Annotated in this window: 23 protein-coding genes; 13 read left to right on the plus strand and 10 right to left on the minus strand. The window is 42.2% G+C overall.

Features of this window, described 5'->3' with window-relative positions:
• Positions 1-11: 11 nt before the first annotated feature.
• From LCM11_RS05760 to LCM11_RS05775, 4 genes are read right to left on the minus strand one after another with little or no spacing between them, the layout of a single operon-like run.
• Positions 12-383: a DUF1992 domain-containing protein gene (locus LCM11_RS05760; RefSeq protein ID WP_224893291.1), complete on the minus strand. Its 372-nt coding sequence runs from the start codon at positions 381-383 to the stop codon at positions 12-14.
• A gap of 14 nt (positions 384-397) precedes the next feature.
• Positions 398-862, minus strand: coding sequence for a nucleoside deaminase (locus LCM11_RS05765; RefSeq protein WP_224893292.1), 465 nt, complete (start codon positions 860-862; stop codon positions 398-400).
• Positions 863-864: 2 nt separating this feature from the next.
• Positions 865-1,521: an MOSC domain-containing protein gene (locus LCM11_RS05770; RefSeq protein ID WP_224893293.1), complete on the minus strand. Its 657-nt coding sequence runs from the start codon at positions 1,519-1,521 to the stop codon at positions 865-867.
• Positions 1,511-2,257 carry a YkgJ family cysteine cluster protein gene (locus tag LCM11_RS05775; protein ID WP_224893294.1) on the minus strand — a complete coding sequence of 249 codons (747 nt, stop codon included), beginning with the start codon at positions 2,255-2,257 and terminating at the stop codon, positions 1,511-1,513. The genes LCM11_RS05770 and LCM11_RS05775 overlap by 11 nt, the downstream gene beginning before the upstream one ends.
• Positions 2,258-2,419: 162 nt before the next feature.
• Between LCM11_RS05775 and mreBH the strand changes: the two genes are divergently transcribed.
• The 4 genes from mreBH (at position 2,420) to LCM11_RS05795 (ending at position 5,453) form a co-directional block, all read left to right on the plus strand.
• The gene (gene mreBH, locus LCM11_RS05780; protein WP_224893295.1) at positions 2,420-3,430 is read left to right on the plus strand and encodes a rod-share determining protein MreBH; all 1,011 of its coding nucleotides are present in this window, start codon (positions 2,420-2,422) and stop codon (positions 3,428-3,430) included.
• Between the two features lie 261 nt (positions 3,431-3,691).
• Positions 3,692-4,009, plus strand: a complete 318-nt coding sequence (locus LCM11_RS05785) for a hypothetical protein (RefSeq protein ID WP_224893296.1) — start codon at positions 3,692-3,694, stop codon at positions 4,007-4,009.
• 66 nt (positions 4,010-4,075) lie between these two features.
• Complete coding sequence (locus LCM11_RS05790) at positions 4,076-4,435, plus strand: DUF1428 family protein (protein ID WP_224893297.1); 360 nt, start codon at positions 4,076-4,078, stop codon at positions 4,433-4,435.
• 97 nt (positions 4,436-4,532) lie between these two features.
• On the plus strand, positions 4,533-5,453 hold the full coding sequence (locus LCM11_RS05795) for a ketopantoate reductase family protein (RefSeq protein WP_224893298.1): 921 nt from the start codon (positions 4,533-4,535) through the stop codon (positions 5,451-5,453).
• Positions 5,454-6,173: 720 nt separating this feature from the next.
• Here LCM11_RS05795 and LCM11_RS05800 read toward each other — a convergent pair.
• The 3 genes from LCM11_RS05800 to yfcC form a co-directional block, all read right to left on the minus strand.
• On the minus strand, positions 6,174-6,749 hold the full coding sequence (locus tag LCM11_RS05800; RefSeq protein WP_318246139.1) for a M15 family metallopeptidase: 576 nt from the start codon (positions 6,747-6,749) through the stop codon (positions 6,174-6,176).
• A gap of 103 nt (positions 6,750-6,852) precedes the next feature.
• On the minus strand, positions 6,853-8,025 hold the full coding sequence (iadA, locus tag LCM11_RS05805; protein WP_224893299.1) for a beta-aspartyl-peptidase: 1,173 nt from the start codon (positions 8,023-8,025) through the stop codon (positions 6,853-6,855).
• Positions 8,026-8,054: 29 nt separating this feature from the next.
• Positions 8,055-9,545 (minus strand): putative basic amino acid antiporter YfcC, encoded by a 1,491-nt coding sequence (yfcC, locus tag LCM11_RS05810; RefSeq protein WP_224893300.1) that lies wholly within the window; start codon positions 9,543-9,545, stop codon positions 8,055-8,057.
• A gap of 162 nt (positions 9,546-9,707) precedes the next feature.
• Here yfcC and LCM11_RS05815 point away from each other — a divergent pair, with 162 nt between their 5' ends.
• The 5 genes from LCM11_RS05815 (at position 9,708) to LCM11_RS05835 (ending at position 14,820) form a co-directional block, all read left to right on the plus strand.
• The gene (locus LCM11_RS05815; RefSeq protein WP_224893301.1) at positions 9,708-11,723 is read left to right on the plus strand and encodes a sigma-54 interaction domain-containing protein; all 2,016 of its coding nucleotides are present in this window, start codon (positions 9,708-9,710) and stop codon (positions 11,721-11,723) included.
• A gap of 273 nt (positions 11,724-11,996) precedes the next feature.
• Positions 11,997-12,635 carry a hypothetical protein gene (locus LCM11_RS05820; RefSeq protein ID WP_224893302.1) on the plus strand — a complete coding sequence of 213 codons (639 nt, stop codon included), beginning with the start codon at positions 11,997-11,999 and terminating at the stop codon, positions 12,633-12,635.
• A 141-nt stretch (positions 12,636-12,776) separates the two neighbouring features.
• Positions 12,777-12,980 carry a hypothetical protein gene (locus tag LCM11_RS05825; RefSeq protein WP_224893303.1) on the plus strand — a complete coding sequence of 68 codons (204 nt, stop codon included), beginning with the start codon at positions 12,777-12,779 and terminating at the stop codon, positions 12,978-12,980.
• Between the two features lie 13 nt (positions 12,981-12,993).
• Positions 12,994-13,995: an NADPH:quinone oxidoreductase family protein gene (locus LCM11_RS05830; RefSeq protein ID WP_224893304.1), complete on the plus strand. Its 1,002-nt coding sequence runs from the start codon at positions 12,994-12,996 to the stop codon at positions 13,993-13,995.
• A 429-nt stretch (positions 13,996-14,424) separates the two neighbouring features.
• Complete coding sequence (locus LCM11_RS05835; RefSeq protein WP_224893305.1) at positions 14,425-14,820, plus strand: hypothetical protein; 396 nt, start codon at positions 14,425-14,427, stop codon at positions 14,818-14,820.
• Positions 14,821-14,878: 58 nt separating this feature from the next.
• On the opposite strand, the gene LCM11_RS05840 is transcribed toward LCM11_RS05835, so the two are convergent.
• The 3 genes from LCM11_RS05840 to LCM11_RS05850 form a co-directional block, all read right to left on the minus strand.
• Positions 14,879-15,073, minus strand: a complete 195-nt coding sequence (locus LCM11_RS05840; protein ID WP_014642086.1) for a YwbE family protein — start codon at positions 15,071-15,073, stop codon at positions 14,879-14,881.
• A 95-nt stretch (positions 15,074-15,168) separates the two neighbouring features.
• Positions 15,169-15,381 (minus strand): DUF2188 domain-containing protein, encoded by a 213-nt coding sequence (locus tag LCM11_RS05845; RefSeq protein WP_089754506.1) that lies wholly within the window; start codon positions 15,379-15,381, stop codon positions 15,169-15,171.
• A 66-nt stretch (positions 15,382-15,447) separates the two neighbouring features.
• Positions 15,448-15,903 carry a DUF2188 domain-containing protein gene (locus tag LCM11_RS05850; protein ID WP_224893306.1) on the minus strand — a complete coding sequence of 152 codons (456 nt, stop codon included), beginning with the start codon at positions 15,901-15,903 and terminating at the stop codon, positions 15,448-15,450.
• Positions 15,904-16,071: 168 nt separating this feature from the next.
• On the opposite strand from LCM11_RS05850, the gene pxpB reads away from it, so the two are divergent.
• The 4 genes from pxpB to LCM11_RS05870 all read left to right on the plus strand — a co-directional run bounded on the left by pxpB (position 16,072) and on the right by LCM11_RS05870 (position 20,134).
• Positions 16,072-16,785: a 5-oxoprolinase subunit PxpB gene (gene pxpB, locus LCM11_RS05855; RefSeq protein ID WP_224893307.1), complete on the plus strand. Its 714-nt coding sequence runs from the start codon at positions 16,072-16,074 to the stop codon at positions 16,783-16,785.
• Positions 16,785-17,786 (plus strand): biotin-dependent carboxyltransferase family protein, encoded by a 1,002-nt coding sequence (locus tag LCM11_RS05860; protein ID WP_318246140.1) that lies wholly within the window; start codon positions 16,785-16,787, stop codon positions 17,784-17,786. Before pxpB ends, LCM11_RS05860 begins: the two co-directional genes overlap by 1 nt.
• A gap of 11 nt (positions 17,787-17,797) precedes the next feature.
• A complete protein-coding gene (locus LCM11_RS05865; protein WP_224893308.1) occupies positions 17,798-18,565 on the plus strand; it encodes a LamB/YcsF family protein in 768 nt (255 codons plus the stop codon).
• Positions 18,566-19,465: 900 nt separating this feature from the next.
• Entirely contained in the window at positions 19,466-20,134 is a 669-nt protein-coding gene (locus LCM11_RS05870; protein WP_224893309.1) for an O-methyltransferase, read from the plus strand.
• Positions 20,135-20,186: the final 52 nt, after the last annotated feature.

The raw sequence follows: 20,186 nt of genomic DNA on the forward strand, positions 1-20,186 counted from the left end.
AACTGTAGTTTTTAGAATCCAAAGTTCCTATGAATTTTATGACTATATTGACGATAGGCTCCTGATTGATTAAACTTCCTCTTCTCCATCATTAAATCAAATCGGATTCTCTTCTCGGACAACTCTTTTTTATAACGCTCTGCCCGTTCTGGATCCTTGATTTCAGCAAGAAGTTCTTCCAATTGCACGATTTCTTTTTTTAACTGCATTTCTTCAGGAAGCATATTAGCATTTTTTAATATACGGTATCCATTCCTAAGTTCGGCGGGAACGTAAGCAAGATCATCTTTCGGTAAAGGCTTCCCCTTGCCAGGCAGGTCTTCAAAATCTCCGCGTTCCATAGACTGTTTAATTTTTTCTTCGATAATATGACCAAAATCCACCGCTTCGCCTCCCCTTATTCGGATTCAGACTTCTTCCTGGAATACAATTTCATCGCATCCAAATCAGCATTTTTTACTGGATCGTGGACAAAGTTTATTTCTCTTGCTTCTTTAGGTTTTGTTAACTCTTCATACACCTTCCCCGATAATGATAACCCTGCTTGCGAAGCTTCTTCCACGGTTTGTGCATAATGGATCTCTTTAATACCAGCGAAGTAAGCAGCGGTCAGACACATGGGGCACGGTTCACCACTTGCATAGAGCGTACAGTCGCTTAAGTCTGTCGTCTGAAGATGATCCTGAGCTTTTCGTATGGCTACTAATTCAGCATGTGCGCTTACATCCGTCTTTATATGCAGTTCATTAACCCCTTCGGCTACCGCTTCTCCACCTTTAACGAGTACTGATCCAAAAGGATGACCGCCCGATTCTACGTTCTTTACGGCAAGCTTTAATGCTTCTTCCAACCATTCATTCACAGCTAAAGCTCCTCCTTTATCTTATGCAGGTGTTCGTTCAAGGAATCACGTAAACCTTTGGCCAAGACATCAACTTCAATCACTCGCTTAAGCTTATCGGGATTATTTGTATCATGATAACGCACCTCATTCACGTCAGCTACGGTAACTGCTGATGGGTGCCGTTCCACAAGAGTCATATCGTCTCCTGGTGTAACTTTTCCTTCTTTCAATACACGCAGATAAAAGCCGGTATAACCCGTTTCCATGACTTTTGCCGGAAAATCTTTAATACCGTGAGTACGCGCAATAATATAACAGGGCTTTCTAGGTTCTGAAATCTGTAAAAGTGCGTCTCCCAGTTGGAATTGATCTCCAATATGAACCTCACGCTCATCAATTCCCTCAACCGTCAAGTTTTCACCAAAGGCTGGAAAAGAAAAGGACTGCCCATAGTGCTCGTCCCAGTGTTTATAATGCTGAGCTGGATAAAGACAAACAGCCTTGTCTCTTCCACCATGATTCTGCTTATCAGCCTGCTCATCACCTTGAAAATTATAATACGTTAAATAAGCTGCTTCCTGAACAGGGGTCTTCCGGTAGGCACTTTCCAGTTCTCCCTTATCTGTCTCATATACTTCAGGGCGTCCTACGTTCAAAGATAAGAGTTTATATTTCATTCAATGTCCCCTCTCTATAGCTTTTCACCCACGCCGGGAGATAATCATAGCTCCACGCATCACTTGGGTAATCAACAAATACATCTTCACCATTTTCATACAAAGCCTGAATTAATTCATTGATCGCTCCAAAATAATAAGTGTATAAAAATTCGTAGCTGAAAGGTTCTTTAGGCATGTGGTTCTCGGCACAGACATTAGGATCGCTGTAATTTAAATAGGTACGGCAAGGAATAGGCCGTACTTCATAAGCCATACACAACTGCGTTTCCGGATCAAGCATCGGGCAGGGAAGGTTGAGCTTTTTGTATTCAAGTTTCGTAGTTGGATCATCCGGATCCATAGCAAGCGCGGTTTCAAGTTTCCCCGCCTGCTGGTTATAATAGCGTTCCCAGTGCTCAAAGATCGCATTCTTTCTTTGATCTGAAAATTGTTCAATAGAACGGAACATCATTTTCGCTTCCATACGGCTGAGAACGATTGGAAAGTAGCAGCAGAATGCACAGCCCTTAAAACAATTCGCCTCCATTCCACTGAATGATTCCATTCGGTTAATTTCATGATCAACCTCTTTAAGAAGATTTTGAAAGCCTTGCAGAATTACCGTTTCAGTCTCAGCCTCACTATCTAGTAATTCATCTATGATGTTATCAAAAAACGCCGGGTCAATTTCGTAGGATTGATTGAGCCGTTCACATTTTTCCAGAATTTCGTGATGTTTTAAAAAACGGTCCATTATAAAACTCCTTATTTTTCGTTGACTATATTATACATGGAAGTAGGCCTATAAAACTACATTGTCAGAAAGATTGATTTTTGTATCGACCTTCTGTGAAAAAAACGTTACTATTAGTTTATAAAATAAACTAGAAAATGCCATCTTTGGAGGTACGCCATAATGTTTTCAAATGCTGAAATTGGAATTGATCTTGGTACAGCCAATATACTTATCTATTCTAAATCTAAAGGTATGCTTTTAAATGAGCCTTCTGTGGTAGCTTATAACACAGAGACTCAGACTGTCGTAGCCGTTGGTAAAGAAGCTAAAGAAATGGTAGGTAAAACCCCAAAACATATTATCCCTGTGCGTCCTCTGCGTGATGGAGTTATCGCTGATTATGATTTAACCGCTCAAATGTTAAAAGAGCTGTTGAAAAAGGTATCCAAAAAATCTGGCATGTCCATGCGGAAACCTACAGTGGTCATCTGTACTCCTTCTGGTTCAACTTCTGTAGAACGACGCGCTATCCATAACGCCGTTAAGAGTTATGGAGCAAGAAATGTTCATCTCATTGAGGAACCTATAGCTGCTGCTATTGGGGCCGATCTGCCTGTTGATGAACCAATTGCGAATGTCATTGTTGATATCGGCGGAGGGACAAGCGAAGTTGCCATTATTTCGTTTGGCGGCGTTGTATCCTGTAAATCGATAAGAACCGGCGGAGATGTAATGGATGAAGAAATTATCCATTATGTAAGAAAAGAGTACAATGTATTAATAGGTGAACGGACAGCAGAAGAAATAAAAATGGAAATCGGCTATGCTTTAATTGACCATCCTGAAGTAACCATGGACGTTCGCGGGCGCGACATGGTTACCGGTCTTCCGAAAACGATCGAGTTAAAATCGACTGAAGTTCAATCCGCCATTAAAGAGTCCCTCGAACAGTTATTGGAAACCATTCGAGCTACACTTGAGGACTGCCCGCCGGAACTAAGCGGCGATATTGTTGATCATGGCGTTATCCTGACAGGAGGAGGAGCGTTATTGAATGGTATGCAAGAGTGGTTATCCAATGAAATCTCGGTACCTGTTCATATGGCTCCAAGTCCTCTCGAATCCGTTGCTATTGGAACAGGAAAATCGCTTAAAATGATCCAGAAATTGCAAAAAGCGTCTACAAATTAGTCCGTTACCATTCATCAGAAGCATTCTGCATTAATTTCCATTTGATCTCTTTACAGCAGCCAGATACGTGGAATAAAAGTGTGCCTTGCGATGTCATAGTCGCAAGGCTTCTTTATATGTGAAATCTTTTTCTTCTTGCTATAACTTACTTTTATGGACAAACGCGTCTGATTTGATAGAATAAAACTAGGACTTCAGCTTAAGATGCTGCTGCACGAAACCGATTAGGACAGATAATTTGATAAGGAGCAGGATCTCATTATGAAAACATCCACACTATTAAAATGGATAACAGGAGCCTGTGAAGCATTTTTGGCCATCCCGATTGCCGGTGGTGCTTTTGTATTAGGGAATGGCTGGGCTCCCCTTCTATTCATGTTTATTTTTCACTTAATTACCTTAATCGTCTCTATTAGGGAGAATCGCTTCTTCGTAGGAAGTATCCTTGGCCTTGTTACAAGTGCCATAGGAGTCATCCCGTTCATTGGCTGGATTATGCATACGACGACAGCTATCGTACTCTTAATAGATGCTGGAATATCTTCTGGCACGGATAAAAGAGCAAAGCTGGCTAAATAATAGCAGCACCTATTCACACTAGTAAATGTATTTATCAATCTTTCTATAACAGAGGAGGATGCGTCTATGTATACAGTACTTTGTTTCTTTAGAGTCAAGAAAAAGAACTTAGAACAATTCGTAAAGATGACTAGAAAAAGCGGCGACATCTTGGAATCTCACGGCACCATTTCCCATCATGTTTACTTTTCCAACATGCTTACCGGCAGACAAGGTTCTATGGGAGTACTTAACCTAATGGATGTCGATGACGATGAAGAGTTGCTTATGGCGCAATCTGTTTTCAACAGCGAGGATCATTATTATGAAGTGATGCAAAGTGTAAAATCGAATGATATGATCCATTACCTCGATGAATATATTAAGGATTTAGTAGAGATGACTCGTGTAGTCACTTCTTCTTTCACCACCAAAAACCCTCAATAAAGTTTGAGGGTTTTTTAATTACATAGCTTTCCATATTAAGTGTAGTCAGCAAGCATACGTGCTATCATAGAATTACAATTTATTGGAGGTGGAGGAAATGAAGATCGTTGTATTAGGAGCAGGTGCTTTAGGGGCTTACTTTGGTGCTCGCTGGCAAGAAGCTGGACATGAAGTCGTAAATCTTGTAAGAGAAGGAAGAGCAGAACAACTGGAAGAACACGGATTACAATTACATAGTAAGATGGGAGACTATACCATTCCCGATCCGGTCATTGCGAGAGATCCCGAAGAAATTGAAGATGCTGACTTAGTCTTCCTTGCCGTCAAAGGTTATCATCTTCATGGCACTCTTGATTGGCTTAAGCAGCTGGTTCAAAAGGGTGCCAAGGTTTTTCCTGTACTAAACGGTATGGAGCATATCAGTATTCTCCAGAAAGAACTGGGGGAAGAAGCCGTAATCGGCGGGCTTTCCTATATTATCGCAACGCTCGATGAAAAAGGACACGTTGTACATTCCAGCGAATTTCACGACCTTGTGTTCGGACCATTGCACCCTTCCCAGCAATCCATATGCGAAGAACTTGCTTTCGCTTGTAATCAGGCCAACCTTAACGGAAGTATAAGTCCTAACATTCTAGAGGATATGTGGAAAAAGTATATGTTCATTTCTGCTTTTTCAGGTATTACGACGGCTGTTAATCAACCAATCGGTGAAATCCGCTCCTATCCTCAGACTTTACGTATTGCGGAACATGTACTATATGAAATGAAGGAACTTGCTAATGCTCACCAGGTGAACTTAACAGATGAGCAGGCTGCTAAGGCGTTTGAAAATCTGCGCAAACTTGACCATGACATGACTTCTTCCATGCATCAGGACCGGAGAAAAGGTCTGCCTCTTGAGGTAGAACACCTTCATGGAGGAGCTTTAAGACTTGGAAGTGAAGTCGGTTTGTCCATGCCTTATACGGAAACCATTCACGCCATGATAAAACCATACGAAACCTACCAGCAATAAACAAAAAGCAGTGTCTCCCATGAGGAACACTGCTTTTTATTATCGCTCAATTATTGCTGAATTTTATATAAAGCTTATTAAACAATAGAGCCGATTAGTTGAAGACTCAGTTTCGAGATATTTTATGAGAGGAAAGGTCCTGCGGGGGATAATTCGCTTTCCGGCCCTGCACGACGCAGGGTCGTTCGATGTTGCCACAGGACGTGGCGATCTTAGTCGAACTTCTTATATGTGCTGAGCCTCCTCAAGCTAAAGCTTTCCGGGGTCTCACCGATCATGTTGATCCCGCAGGAGTCTTCATTATCCCCCTCCGGACCTTGCCCAGTCAGAAGTTCGAAACCACTTTATACATTACCTCCGTGTTTCAGGATGTAAAAACCCACAAAGTCTGTCATAAAAGCATTTAATCCGGATTAAGCAGGAGCATCATTCTCTTATAGAAGGGTCCGTTCGCAGTATTAAAGTTGGGTTGGTGGGGAAATGGCGAGACTCCCGTGGGAGAAGGATCTAGGTGAGACCCCACAAGGAGTGAAACGACTGAGGAGGCTCACCAGTTCCCCCACAGGAAAGCGAGTTATTTCCCCACCAACCCTTATCCATCTAACGTAATGGACCCATTTACCTCGAAACTGAGTCTTACACAAACGGGAGCTTATCTTTAAAAATGATAATGCAAATTTAGAGGGGCCTTAGTATATAAATTTAAGCTTCAATAAAAGTTTATTTATCTGCATACTCAGCTACGTTCGGGCGTTCCCCATATTTTAAATCACGGATCGTTAAACCAAAGTCCATTTGAAGGTGCGGATAATCTTTAAAGTTCGACCAGTCCCCTCCCCATTCAAAACCAAGATCCTTCGCAATCGCCACGACTTCCATCCAGTCTGATTTTCCGTTTCCGTTGCCGTCTCTTTCCATATCCCAAACCACACCATGATCCGTCTTTAATGCAAAATCGATGGCCAATCCATAATTGTGATAAGATTCTCCTCCGCGGGCATGAGTAACGACCTGTCCTTCCTTGGAGCGGCCGCGTTCGTAAAGCTCATTTTGGCTTTCAACCGAGCGATGTCCTTCCGTAATAGCAATTTCTATCCCACGTTCCGCAGCCTGAGTTACAAGCTTGTCTTTATATTCTTCTACTCTGGGATGAAGCTCCTCAGGCACAGGTACCTCTTTTTTCGCAAAAGGAGAACCCGGCCATTGCTTTTCAAGCTCTGGAATCAGGATATAGACTACCAGCCCGAGAGTTACTATGAAAACGGTAAAACTTATTAGCTTCGATAGGATTTTCACTTAGTTGGCAATCCTTTCATCAAGTATCTAGTAATTTAAGAATACCATATGAAAAGAACATGAAGCACTTTTTTTGATAACAGACGATAAGGCGTACGATAATTTACTCAAACGTACCGTACACCATAATTTCCCCGTCCGCTATCATTTCCTGCCCTTTAGAAAATACTGTATGAACTTTAAGACTCTCCGGATCCATTAAGACAAGATCAGCATCTTTTCCAGCTTCAACCATTCCTTTATTAGGAAGCCCCAGAATTCGGGAAGGATTCGCGGTAATTACTTTTAGAGCATCCTCTAACGGGACCCCGTTCTGCTTCACCGCATCTTTAAATGCTTCATAAAGAGATTGGATTCTGCCCACTTTCATGCCAGTGAGATTACCTTTCTCATCAAAGTCCGGGAGACTTCCCTGCGCGTCGGATGTAAATGTGATCTGCTCCACAGGAACACCACAGTCGAGCATCCTCTGAAGCGCCTCACTGCTTTTTACTTCACCATCTTCAATAAACTTAGGAATGGTACTGGTAGTAAAGTCCACAAACCCACCTTTAAGGGCATAGTTAATCCCCTCTTCAAATAACCTCGGCGTCCGGTTAATATGGGTAGGATAAAATTGAGTGATCGGCATATCCGTAGTGGAAACGACCTCTTCAATTAAAGACAAGCCATCTTTGCTGTCTCCAACGTGTACGTTGACTACCCCTTTTTTTCCAGCCAGCATTCCACCAATTCTTGCCTGGGAAGCTATTTTAGCCATTTCCTCTACCGTCGGCTGGGAAGATCGATGATCGGCGATGGCTATTTCACCCGCGCCAATAATAAGATCTATCAAAATAATGTCATCCTCTATTTTACCCGTTAGGGTCTTCACAGGAACCTGATAGGATCCGGTATGAACATAGCAAGATAGTCCTTCCTCCTGCAGAGCCCGCGCTTTCGCTACTAGATTAGTCATGGTCCTGGTGGTTCCATCTGTGCCAATTACACCAACCACTGTGGTAACTCCATTCTTCGTAGCATCCGTCAGTTTCAACTCAGGAGTGCGGGAGCGGAAACTTCCTTCTCCGCCCCCTCCTGTAATATGCACATGACCATCTATAAAGCCAGGTGTTACTATTTTACCTTCAGCTTCAATAACCCGCACGGAATCAGTTTTGCTGGATAGATCGATAAAATCCTCCACTGCTGCGATACGCTGATCTGCAATAAGGACATCTTTCTTTCCTGAAAATTCAGGAGTATATAGGACTGCATTTTTAATTAGTGTAATCATCATAACTACCTCCTGTTTACTATTTGTCTTTAAGTGAAGTTAATTAGTACAGCCGTGATAATGAAAGCACTTGCCAGACCGAACATGATTAACTGAAACTTAATGATAAACGTAAACCATTTTCCCCAGTCCAGGCGTGCAGCACCAAGTGTTCCCATTAAAGCAGCAGATGTTGGCACAATTATGTTCGTTAACCCGTCTCCCAGTTGGAAAGCAAGTACAGCGACTTGACGGCTCACTCCAGCAATGTCGGCAAGTGGTGCCATTAGAGGCATCGTTAGGGCTGCCTGCCCTGAACCAGATACGACAAAGAAATTGAAAATGGATTGGAAAAGGAACATAAGCCAAGCAGAAATGACTTCCGGCACCCCTTCAAACAACTGCCCCGCAGAGTGGAGGATTGTATTAAGTACAGAAGCCGTGGTTGGATCATCTCCGCCCAAAATGATGATAATACCTTTGGCCATTCCAACGACCAGAGCTGCTGGAAGCAAGTCTTTTGCTCCTTGGGCAAATCCTTCGGCAATATCATTGACTTTCATATCATTTAATTTAAAAATGACTCCAATGATCCCTGCCACAAGACCAATTGTAAAAAACTGACTGGCTATCTCAGGAATATAATATGCGTGCTGAATAACTCCCCAGATAATCCATCCAATACCTGCTGCAACAGTCAGCAGTACTAGGACATGTCCTGTTCTGAATTTCACGGTCATATCCTGGTGATCAAAATCATCACGGAAATATTGATCGGAATCGTAGGATAAAGATTGAGTCGGATGTTTGCGGATTTTGCTTGCATATTTCCACGTATAAAATGTCCCTACTGCCGTAAATACCAGCCACATAACAAATCGAAACGGGGTACCCGATAACACAGGTACATCTGAAACACCTTGAGCAATAGCCACTCCAAATGGGTTCATCCAGGATGTCCCAAAGCCGATCTGTGTGGCTACGTACGTAATCATGATTCCGGTAATCGCGTCATACCCTAAAGCGACAACCAGAGGCACAAGAATCATAGCAAAAGCTATAGCTTCTTCTCCCATTCCAAAAACCGCTCCGCCTAAAGAAAATAAAAAGAACATAACCGGAATAATTAGAACTTCTTTCCCTTTCGTCCGATCAATAACGGATAGAATCCCTTCTTCAACCGCACGAGTTCTCATAATAATTCCAAAAGCACCGCCGATAATGAGTATAAAAGCAACGACTCCTACTGCAGAGCCCCACTTGTCTCCAGAAACCAGCCCTTCAAAGACATAGTTTAATAAACCAGCCCCTCCCCCTGGCTCAAATAGGCTAGTACCTTGACTTGATCCTTCTTCTACATTAAAGCTCCCAGGGATTAATACCGTCTGCGTTTCTTCAGCACCAGAATGCTCATACGTAACTTCCTTTGTTTCAAACATTCCTGCGGGTATGAGATACGTAAGGACCGCAGCCAGTAATACGACGAAGAAGATAATTACATACGTATGCGGCATTTCGAATCCTTTTTTCTTCTTATCCATTAAATATTCCTCCTCTATTTTTTTCCTCTCTCCTATTTACATGCAAAAACCATGCCAACTCTGAATTCTGAATATTTAAGTATTTCATTATGTAAATATTGCTTATTTGGTTGTAATTGGGTGTTATAATAATAAACAACAAAAACCAAAAGGAATGTTTCCATGAAAAATCATCTAACGCTGATAACAGGAACACCAGAAACTAAATTGACCCTGCATGAACAACTTGAAGATATATTAGGGGAATTTATTCAAATTTCAAGCTATGCCGTCGATGAGTATGTACCGGAGCAATTGAATGACAACCTTATCATTTTTTCCTCCTACTTGGTTGAAGAAGAAGCCTCTCCTAAGGTTTCACCTTCATCTCCCTGTATGACGGCACGCAGGACGATGAATTATCAGCACATTGACCGTTTATTTGAACTTGAGAAAGGAACTTCCGTCCTCTGCGTAAACGATACACGGCAAATGGCGGAAGAAACAATCGATACTCTTAAGAAAATCGGGATGAATCACCTGTCCTACTCTCCCTACTATCCTGGTAAAAAGATTGAAAGAAACATTGAAACGGCTATTACCCCGGGAGAGATTACTTTCGCACCTGCCTCCGTAAAAACGGTCATGGATATAGGGGTTCGATTAATTGATATCACTACTTTAATCGAGGTTCTGGACCATTTTGAACTAAAGCAGCAGCTGGGTGGCACAATTTCCAGCCGGTACACAGGTAAAATTATCGAACTTAGTAAAAAGCTAGCTGAGATGAATCGACAGACCGAGTTATTGAACCATCACCTTCAACAGGTTGTGGATGGAGTAAATGACGGCGTTATGGCTATTGATCGCCACGGGAAGGTAACGGTCTTTAATCCGTTTATTCAAGAATACAGCGGGTTATCAAGTACTCACGCCATAGGTAGAACACTGCCCCAGTTATTCAAAGATACGAAACTGCTTCAATTTCTAACGAATCCGCAAGAAGAAGGCAAGTATTTTACGATCAATGGGTATAATCTGATGATCTACCGAGTGCAATGGGAAGAAAGCGATAACGTGATCTTCATTTTTAAGAATACGGATGAAACCATCAACATGGAGAAGGCTGCCCGTAAACAGCTCCTGAAGACAGGATATATCGCTAAACATTCCTTCGATCATATTCTGGGGAACAGCCCCGCTATCCAGCAAGCCAAAAAAATAGCCAGGCAATTAGCCAGCACTGAACTGCCCGTATTGATTCAAGGAGAAAGCGGCACGGGCAAAGAATTATTTGCTCACGCTCTTCACCACCATTCAGATCGAGTCTATGAACCTTTTCTTGCCGTAAACTTCAGTGCTCTGCCTGAAGATTTACTTGAAAGTGAATTATTTGGATATGAAGAAGGATCCTTTACTGGAGCTAAAAAAGGCGGAAAGAAAGGATTATTTGAACAGGCGGATGGAGGCACGATCTTCCTGGATGAGATTGGAGACATCAGCTTAAAACTGCAGGCAAGACTACTGAGAGTTATTCAGGAGATGGAAATCAGGAAAATTGGCGGCACTAAAACAATCCCTATTAACGTGAGAATTATTGCTGCAACGAATAAAAATTTATTGGACTTAATAGAAAAAGGAGAATTCAGAGAAGATTTATTTCACCGGCTGAAAGTGCTTTTTTTAACAGTGCCTCCTTTAAGGGAACGCAAAGCCGATATACCTGCGCTTGTAAGACAATTTTTACAGGAGAATCAATTACAAGATCAGCAGTTTGATCCAGCTTTAATGAATGAACTAATCCGTTATAACTGGTACGGAAATATTCGAGAATTAAAGAATACTATCTCCTATCTGATCACCGTATCCGATCAGCCCGTGATCACCATGGCAGACTTACCAGGTAAAGAGTTCTTCCAGAAACCGAAGGCAGACTCCTCTGCTTCTTCAGAGAGTGTGATGGATGAGAGACTAAACCACGCCATTTTGAGGGTAGTGAAGGATTTGAATGACTCATTCACCAATGCCAGCCGGAGAAAAATCTACGAGAAACTCGATCACAGCACCCTTTCATTATCAGAACAGCAAATTAGAAGAGTGCTCGAGAACTTGAAATCTCGTGGATATGTAACGCTTAAACGCGGACGCTCCGGCACTCAAATCACCCCTGAAGGACTTGCCTTCTTATTAAATTCTTAACTCTATTAAATCTTTGGAGTGAATCTTACAGATAAGATCCCGTTTGTTGAAGACTTGATTTCGTGATGTTTGTTGATCAGAAGGTCCTGCGAGGGATTTTCGCTTTCCGGGGCACCCCTCCCCTATATTAAGTAACGGACCCAAGATATCTCGGAACTGAGTCTTACACAATTTGGCCCAATTATGGAGGGGTTCGTGCGCCGTGTTCCTTCTCCCTAACAAATGATATACTAAGGATATTATTCGACAAGTTTCAAAGGAGGACCTGAGAAGGTGAAGTTTCTAAAGCGAAAACCATCTAAAACATTTTATGAAATTTTCATGGTCCTCCTTGCTGGACTTTCGGTGGCCACTATATGGCAGGAAACAGGTTACAATAGTATTATTGTCTGGAGTACGTGGGGGATTTTTTTCGTAGACTTTCTCTACAGGCTTTATAAAAGTGAAAGTAAATGGGGCTTCGTTAAGAAACATCCATTTATCGTAATTGCAGCCATACCGCTCGATGCTATTTTTCAGTTCGCCAGGGTAGCGCGTATTCTTCACTTACTTCGACTCAAATCGATTACGAAGTATTATACTCTGCCTTTTATCCGTTTTTTAAAAAAACAGCACCTGCTTTTAGTTACCGGGTTCACGTTTGTGCTCATTTTTCTATTAATCATTCCTTTAAATTTGATAGAAAACGGATTGGATTCTTATAGTGACGCCTGGTTCACAGCTATCCTTTCTCTTACATTCTTCGGAAGATCCGGGTTTGAACCTGAAACGGCCGGGGGCTATACGATTATCGTCATCTTTACGATTCTTGGGGTTATTATCCACGGACTTGTGATCAGCACAGCTTTTGATTACATCGTTCACTCTTCTCTTTTTAAATCCATAAAAAATAAATTAGTCAATCACAAATAGACTCTTCCTGATTTAAAGGAGGAGTTTATTTTTTGGTTTCCAGAGGAATAGAATCTGTGTGCCATAACCGATCTCCGGTAGTTTAAGAAATGGGTAAAAAAGGAATATGACGTATGTATCCTATTTAACGGAGGTGCCATTATGGCTGAACAAGATAAGCGCAAACAAGAAAGAGATCAGAGTTTTGAAGAGAAATTAGAAAAAGAAAAATTAATTGATGGCATGCCCACAGAAGAAATAAAAAAAGAAGAACGAGAACAGGAAAAAGGCGAAAAGTCTAAAAATGATTCGCTTACAGAAGAACAATATAATGAAGATCTTCGAAATAAAGACAAAAAAGATTAAATGAGGTGTAAAGATGACAACCTTTCAAGCCTATAAGATCGATAAAGATGGAGACACAATAAAAGGAAGGATGGAAAATCTTTCAGCCAAAGATCTTCCATCCAGTGATGTGTTAATCAAGGTTCACTACTCCAGCGTGAATTTCAAAGACGGCATGGTTTCTCAGCCTGATAACGCCCTTGTGAAGGATTACCCTATTATCCCCGGAATTGACCTGGCCGGTGAAGTGGTCCGCTCACGTGATGAACGGTTCAAAGAAGGCGATCAAGTCATTGCCACAAGTTATGAAATTGGAGTATCGCATGATGGTGGCTTCAGCCAGTATGCCAGCATTCCTGCTGACTGGATTGTTCCTCTTCCCGACGGTCTGACACTTGAAGAGTCCATGATTTATGGAACGGCAGGTTTCACTGCAGCACTGTCGGTCTATCGCCTTGAGCAAAATGGTCTTACTCCTGATCAGGGCCCGGTACTCGTTACAGGTGCGACCGGCGGTGTAGGAAGTATGGCCGTAGCCATGCTTGCTAAGCGCGGATATGCCGTGCATGCAAGTACAGGAAGTGAAGAACACACCGAATACTTAAAAGATCTGGGTGCTGATAAAGTACTTTCCAGAGAAGATGTTTATAATGGCAAAATCAAAGCACTAGCAAAGCAGGAATGGGCTGCTGCCGTCGATCCCGTCGGCGGCGAACCGCTAGCTTCAGTTCTTAGCAAACTCCAGTACAATGGAGCAGCTGCAGTGAGCGGTTTAACTGCGGGCGTTAATGTGCCTACACAAGTTTATCCTTTCATACTTCGGGGAATTAGTCTCCTAGGCATTGATTCCGTATATTGTCCAATGGAAACTCGGAAAAAGGTATGGCATCGAATGGCGAACGACTTAAAAACCAAAGAAGTATTTAATCGCATGAAAGTAGTTATTTCTTTGGATGAAGTCGAGGAGAAATTACATCAGATTCTTAAAGGTGAAACAAGAGGCCGTACGATAATTAAGTTGCAAGATGACGAATAGGTAGTTGCATTCAAAACGCACCGGATTGACAAACGTATCCTTGAATACTATAATAATTAATTAGTGCCTTAGAAAAGGCAACTCGGAAAATGAAAGAGTGATATGTATGAGACTGGCATTCTGCTACGTTTTGATACGACTTAATCACACTGGATCAGCTTCGGAGCTGTAAGGATGCAATAGAGGTAGGGATTGCGTCGTTTAAGTTGATAAAACTACCATGTAGAACTAATCAACCGCGGCAAAGGTTGGGATTCAACAACCAACGCTTGTAATTTAAAAAAACAAGTTTAAGAAAACTTTATTTTTTCCGATGTAACACAAAAGCGGGTCAGACGACGGTCTGATCCGCTTTTTCCAATTTAAAAAGGTTTATCTTATATAGCTAATGGTAATATAACTCGTATAGAAATAGAAGGAGGTACGAACATGGCTGAATTCACAAATCGGTTAGAACCAGAAGAAGTCCGCTTCTTAATGGATTTCTCTGAGCTGAAGGATTTTGTTACTGAAATATTGGGTGAGGCTAACGATCTAGTTAACGTGGAGATAGATTATGATGAAATTGAAGAACCAGGCGGTACGACCACTACCCGTCCTATGGTTAAACTGCAAGAAATCAGCAGTCTTACAGAAGAAGATCGTCATAAGATTCTCTCATCTGGATTATCCATTGACCGGGAACCCTTCGATAATGGAGATCACGCTATGGAACGAATTTTCGGAACTTCCTATACTGTCCTGGAAGCTACTAGTGATGCAGACGGGAATTTCTTCACAATAGAAATGCCTTTCCGCAGCTATATAGAAGAAACCAGATCCTAGTATCAAAAAACCAGCTTGAGAAAGCCTGTTGCTTTTTCGAGCTGGTTTTTAGTATCGTTTACGTATGAATATTCTTTACACGGCCGACCTGTCCATCTTCCAGTCGGACTTTAATTCCATGAGGATGGGAAGGCGACTTCGTCAATAAATCTTTCACAATCCCTCTGGTCACATTCCCACTTCTCTGATCTTTTTTTAGTACGATATCTACCTCTAAACCCGGCTTAATATCACTTCGCTTCTGTCCGTTCATGGTTCATCCTCCCTCTATCATCGTCTACCTATCATACCATATTTCCATACAAAAAGAGCACCCCGGGAAAGGGTACTCTAGTAAGACTCTCTAATTTATTCAGAATAAGAATATTGATTCTGGATCGTGCCATCCTGCTTATGGATAATTGCACTTGTACCTTTATTCTGAGCAATCTCTTTTGCTCTGTTAATCGCATCCTGTTTATTTTCATAAACCTTCGTTGGTTGATCGGCACCTTCTGCCTTCACAGCCCAACCATCTTCGTGAGCTACTACATGTTCGGATTGATTTTTACTATCTGCCATTGCAATACCTCCTAATTATTGTATTAATTGGTATATATCACTGAACTCTTTGCCTTAAACCTCTTTTTAATAATCCTTTCTTTCTTGGATACTTCCATCCTTCTTATGGATAATCACTTGAGTTCCTTTGTTTTCCGCTACCTCTTTAGCACGGGAAACAGCTTCTTCTTTTTTCTCATAAACATTGGATGGTTTCTTTGCATCTTCTGCCTGAACAGCCCACCCATCTTCATGAGGCACCACGTGCTCCCCTTTATCTAATAGCTCAGGGCGGCTTTCATACTGCTGATCGTCCTGGTCTCTGCTTTGTAATTCATCATCACCCATCTGCTTCGCTTCATTGATTTCATCTTTTGTTGCATTCTCATACCATTCCTTAGCCTGTTCAGTTGCAATCGGAATGGCCCTTCCTTCATCATATCCTTCATCGAGCATAGCATTTGCGATATCAATTGCTTTCTTTTTTACTGGCGTATCCAAATTTTTCAAAGAGCTAGGATAATCATTCATATTCCAAGGCATCGTGCGCCCTCCTTTTAACCAATGATATAATTATATTTACCGCATTCCGCTTTTCTGTAAACGAAAATAACTTCTTAACCCCCTAAAATTTTGAAGAATAAATGTCTATTCAAAGGGAATAGTTTAATAGGATAGGTGAAGGAATAGTTTAATTAAGGAGGCTTACTGATGAACTACGAATTTCAACCTCTTGGAGATCAGGCAGTTGTCATTGATCTAGGAAATGAGATTTCACAAGCAATTCATGAAGAAGTACAGTCGATTTCGAATTTATTAGACGAACATCAACCAGAGTGGATCATCGAGTACATACCAGCATTTACTAATATAACCATTCTATACAGTCCTTTTTTAGTCTATCAGCAGATAAAGCAAACGGAGACCCTCCCCTACGACTGGGTGTGTGCCCAATTAAGACAAATGCTCACACAGAACAAGCGCGAAAAAGTACCTGAACCTCGTACGATTGAAATACCTGTCTGTTATGGAGGGGATTACGGTCCTGATTTAGCCAATGTGTCCAAGTACACGGGCCTTAAAGAAGATGAAGTGATCAAAAAACACATGAACGGAGATTATATTGTGTACATGATCGGATTTGCTCCAGGCTTTCCTTACATTGGTGGAATGGACGAGACCATTTCCACTCCTAGAAGGGATGATCCAAGGCTTGAAATTCCTGCCGGATCCGTAGGAATTGCTGGAAGTCAAACAGGAGTTTATCCGATTACTACACCGGGAGGGTGGCAATTAATTGGGCAGACTCCTCTGCCGTTATTTCAGCCTGAAGAAGACCCTCCTTCTCTTTTGCAACCAGGGGATAAAATTAAATTTACGTCCATTTCAGAAAAAGAGTACCTCGCAATTAAGGAGGATAAATGATGCTGAAAGTTCTAAAATCAGGTCTATTGACTACCATTCAGGACCTGGGACGTTATGGATATCAGAAATATGGAGTCATTACGAGTGGAGCGATGGATCCAGAAGCCCATCGAATTGCTAATCTGCTTGTAGGAAACGACCAGCGTACTCCTACAATGGAAATAACCCTTAAAGGCCCTGTCCTTGAATTCCAGGAAGATGCACTGATAGCCGTCTGCGGTGGAAATCTCTCTCCTATGATTGATGGAGAGACTGTTGGGCTATGGCGTCCGATATATATCAAAAAAGGAAGTGAACTTCGATTTGGAAATCCTAAAAAAGGGTTCAGAGCTTATCTGTCTATCGCAGGAGGTTTTGAAGTAACCTCCGTAATGGGAAGTGCCTCTACTTACCTAAGAGCAGAAATAGGGGGTTATAAAGGCCGGGCTTTGGATAAAGGAGATACTATTAACTTTGGCGAATTATCAAATTCTTCTCAAAAAGCCTTTGACGAACTCAAAGATATGGCAGGAAGTAAGCCTTATCAGACGATGGACTGGTTCGTGGCTACTGAATTCAGCGCCCCTATACAAGATGAGCCCAAACTTAAAGTAATGGAAGGCCGAGAGTTCCATCTATTTACCGATGATAGCCAATCTTCATTCTTTGAAGAACAATTCCAAATTGACTCTCAATCAGACCGAATGGGCTACCGCCTTCAAGGTAGTAAATTAGAACTTACTAAGCAAAAGGATATGATTTCAGAGGCCGTAACATTTGGTACCATACAAGTGCCAGCAGAAGGCAATCCGATTATTCTGCTGGCTGATCGCCAAACTACAGGAGGGTATCCTAAGATTGGTCAAGTAGCCACCGTAGACCTCCCTCGTATCGCCCAGTTAAAACCCGGAGAGCAAGTGAGCTTCGAACAAATTAGTCATAAGCAAGCTCAGTATTTATTACTCGAACGCGAAAAACAAATTCAACAGCTGGCACAAGGGATCAGATTTAAAAACCGTTAGGAGGAACGTATATGCCTATTGTAGATATTAATTGTGACATGGGAGAAAGCTTTGGTACCTATACAAAAGGCAGAGATGAGGAAATTTTGAAATATGTAACATCTGCTAATATTGCTTGTGGCTTCCACGCTGGGGATCCATCCGTCATGAAGAAAACGGTCCAGCTTGCTGCGGAAAATAATACAGGGATTGGGGCTCATCCCGGTTTTCCCGATTTAGCCGGGTTTGGACGCAGAAAAATGGATGTTAGTCCTGAGGAAGCTTATGATCTTGTGGTCTATCAAGTAGGAGCATTAAACGGATTTGTAAAAGCAGAAGGGCAGTATCTGCAACATGTTAAACCTCATGGCGCCTTGTTCAATATGGCTGCTCAAGATAGAAAGCTGGCTGACGCTATTGCCCAAGCCGTTTATGATGTAGATCCTGAACTTATTTTGTTTGGCCTGGCAGGAAGTGAGCTCGTTCAAGCCGGTCGCCAGGCCGGACTGCGAACAGCAAGTGAAGTCTTTGCAGACCGTACCTATCAACAGGATGGCAGCCTTACCTCAAGAAGCGACTCCAACGCTTTAATTACCGATCATCGCTCAGCGGTAAAACAGGTTATCCGTATGATCAAAGAAAATAAAGTTACTTCCTTGCAGAATGTAGATATTGATATCGAACCGCAAACGATATGTATTCATGGAGATGGAGAAATTGCTGTAGAATTTGCAGCGTATATTAACGAAGCATTGAAAGAAGCCGACATTGAACTATCTAAAATCAGCAGCTTTCTCTAATGAAGGGTCACTTTTAAAAATTACTTGATTTTTCGTAAGCACGTTATTTCACAATAGGGCCGGTTACTGTAAGACTCGATTTCGAGATATTAGGTTAGAGTGAAGGTCCTGCGGGGGACGATTCCGCTTTCCGGCCCTGCACGACGCAGGGTCGTTCGACGTTGCCACAGGACGTGGCGGTCTTAGTCGAATTTCTTATATGTGGTAAGCTTCCTCAGGCTTCGCCTTCCGGGATCTTACCGATCATGTTCATCCCACAGGAGTCTTCATCGTCCCCCTCCGGACCTTGCCAGATCAGAAACTCGAAATCACTCTGAATCTTACCTGTTTCGTTATCATGATATCAGGGAACTATTTCCTACTTTCTCCTTCATTACAGTGGAAAACGTTGATATAAAGGCGTTTACTGCAAATGAGTTATGAACAATTCCTCTTTTTCAAAAGGTCCGTTTTTCTTCCTATCGTTGGGTTGGTGGGGAAATGGCGAGACTCCCATGGGAGAAGGGACTAGGTGAGATCCCGCAGGGAGTGAAACGAGCGAGGAAGCTCTTGGCCAAAAGGAGGATCGACTAAAGTCGCCACCTCCTGTGGCAACGTCGATCGACCCTACGTCGTGTAGGGCCATAGGAAAGTGTTCAAATGTGGCATCACCCCGAAAGACACGACCAGCATAAGCCAAGTATCAAAAGGGCGGTGGTCTTTCCGTCCGTTGATGAATGGCTTATGTCTCGAGTGTCTGGGTGATGGAACAAGACGAGTTATTTCCCCAACAGCCCTTGTCCATCTTACGTAACGGACCCATTTATCTCGAAACTGAGTATTCAAGTAATGGGAGTTTTTCTTTAATAAGCAATGCAGAGATTTAGCTCTACCTAATCCATAAAATAAGGAGGTCTTTTAATGAGTACACAGAAAACCTGGACCGAGGTGGATGACTATTTTAATAGCCAGCTCGTTCCTGAGAAGGACGCAATGAACGAAGTATTAAAATCTAATTCAGAAGCAGGTCTCCCTTCCATTGATGTCTCAGCGGCCCAAGGTAAAATGCTTCACGTGCTGGCTAAGATCAAAGGAGCTAAGCGGATTCTCGAGGTTGGGACTCTGGGTGGATACAGCAGCATATGGCTGGCAAGTGCTCTTCCAAAAGAAGGCCGGCTTATTACATTGGAAGCAAGTGAAAAACACGCTCAAGCAGCTAGAAGGAATATAGAAAATGCTGGACTTAAGGAGAAAGTGGAGATCCTGGTCGGTCCAGCAAATGAATCCTTTCCCTCACTCGCAGACAAAGAAACGGATCCTTTTGACTTTGTCTTCATTGATGCTGATAAAAGAAACAACCCTTCTTATATCAAGTGGGCGATAGAGTTATCAGCTCAAGGGGCCTGTATTGTGGTAGATAATGTGGTCCGCCATGGAGAAGTAGTGGTAAAGGATAGTCAAGATCCAGATATAGAGGGTATTCGCGACATGATTGATATTCTATCAAATGAACCACGTATTGATTCAACAGCGATTCAGACAGTAGGAAGCAAAGGATATGATGGATTTCTGTTGGCGATCGTAAAGTAACTCAATCAGGAATAGACTTATAGCCGGTAAAGGTCTATTCCTTAATGTCCTA

The organism is Halobacillus halophilus (assembly GCF_020171985.1).
GTDB classification, from domain to species: Bacteria; Bacillota; Bacilli; order Bacillales; family Halobacillaceae; genus Halobacillus; species Halobacillus halophilus_A.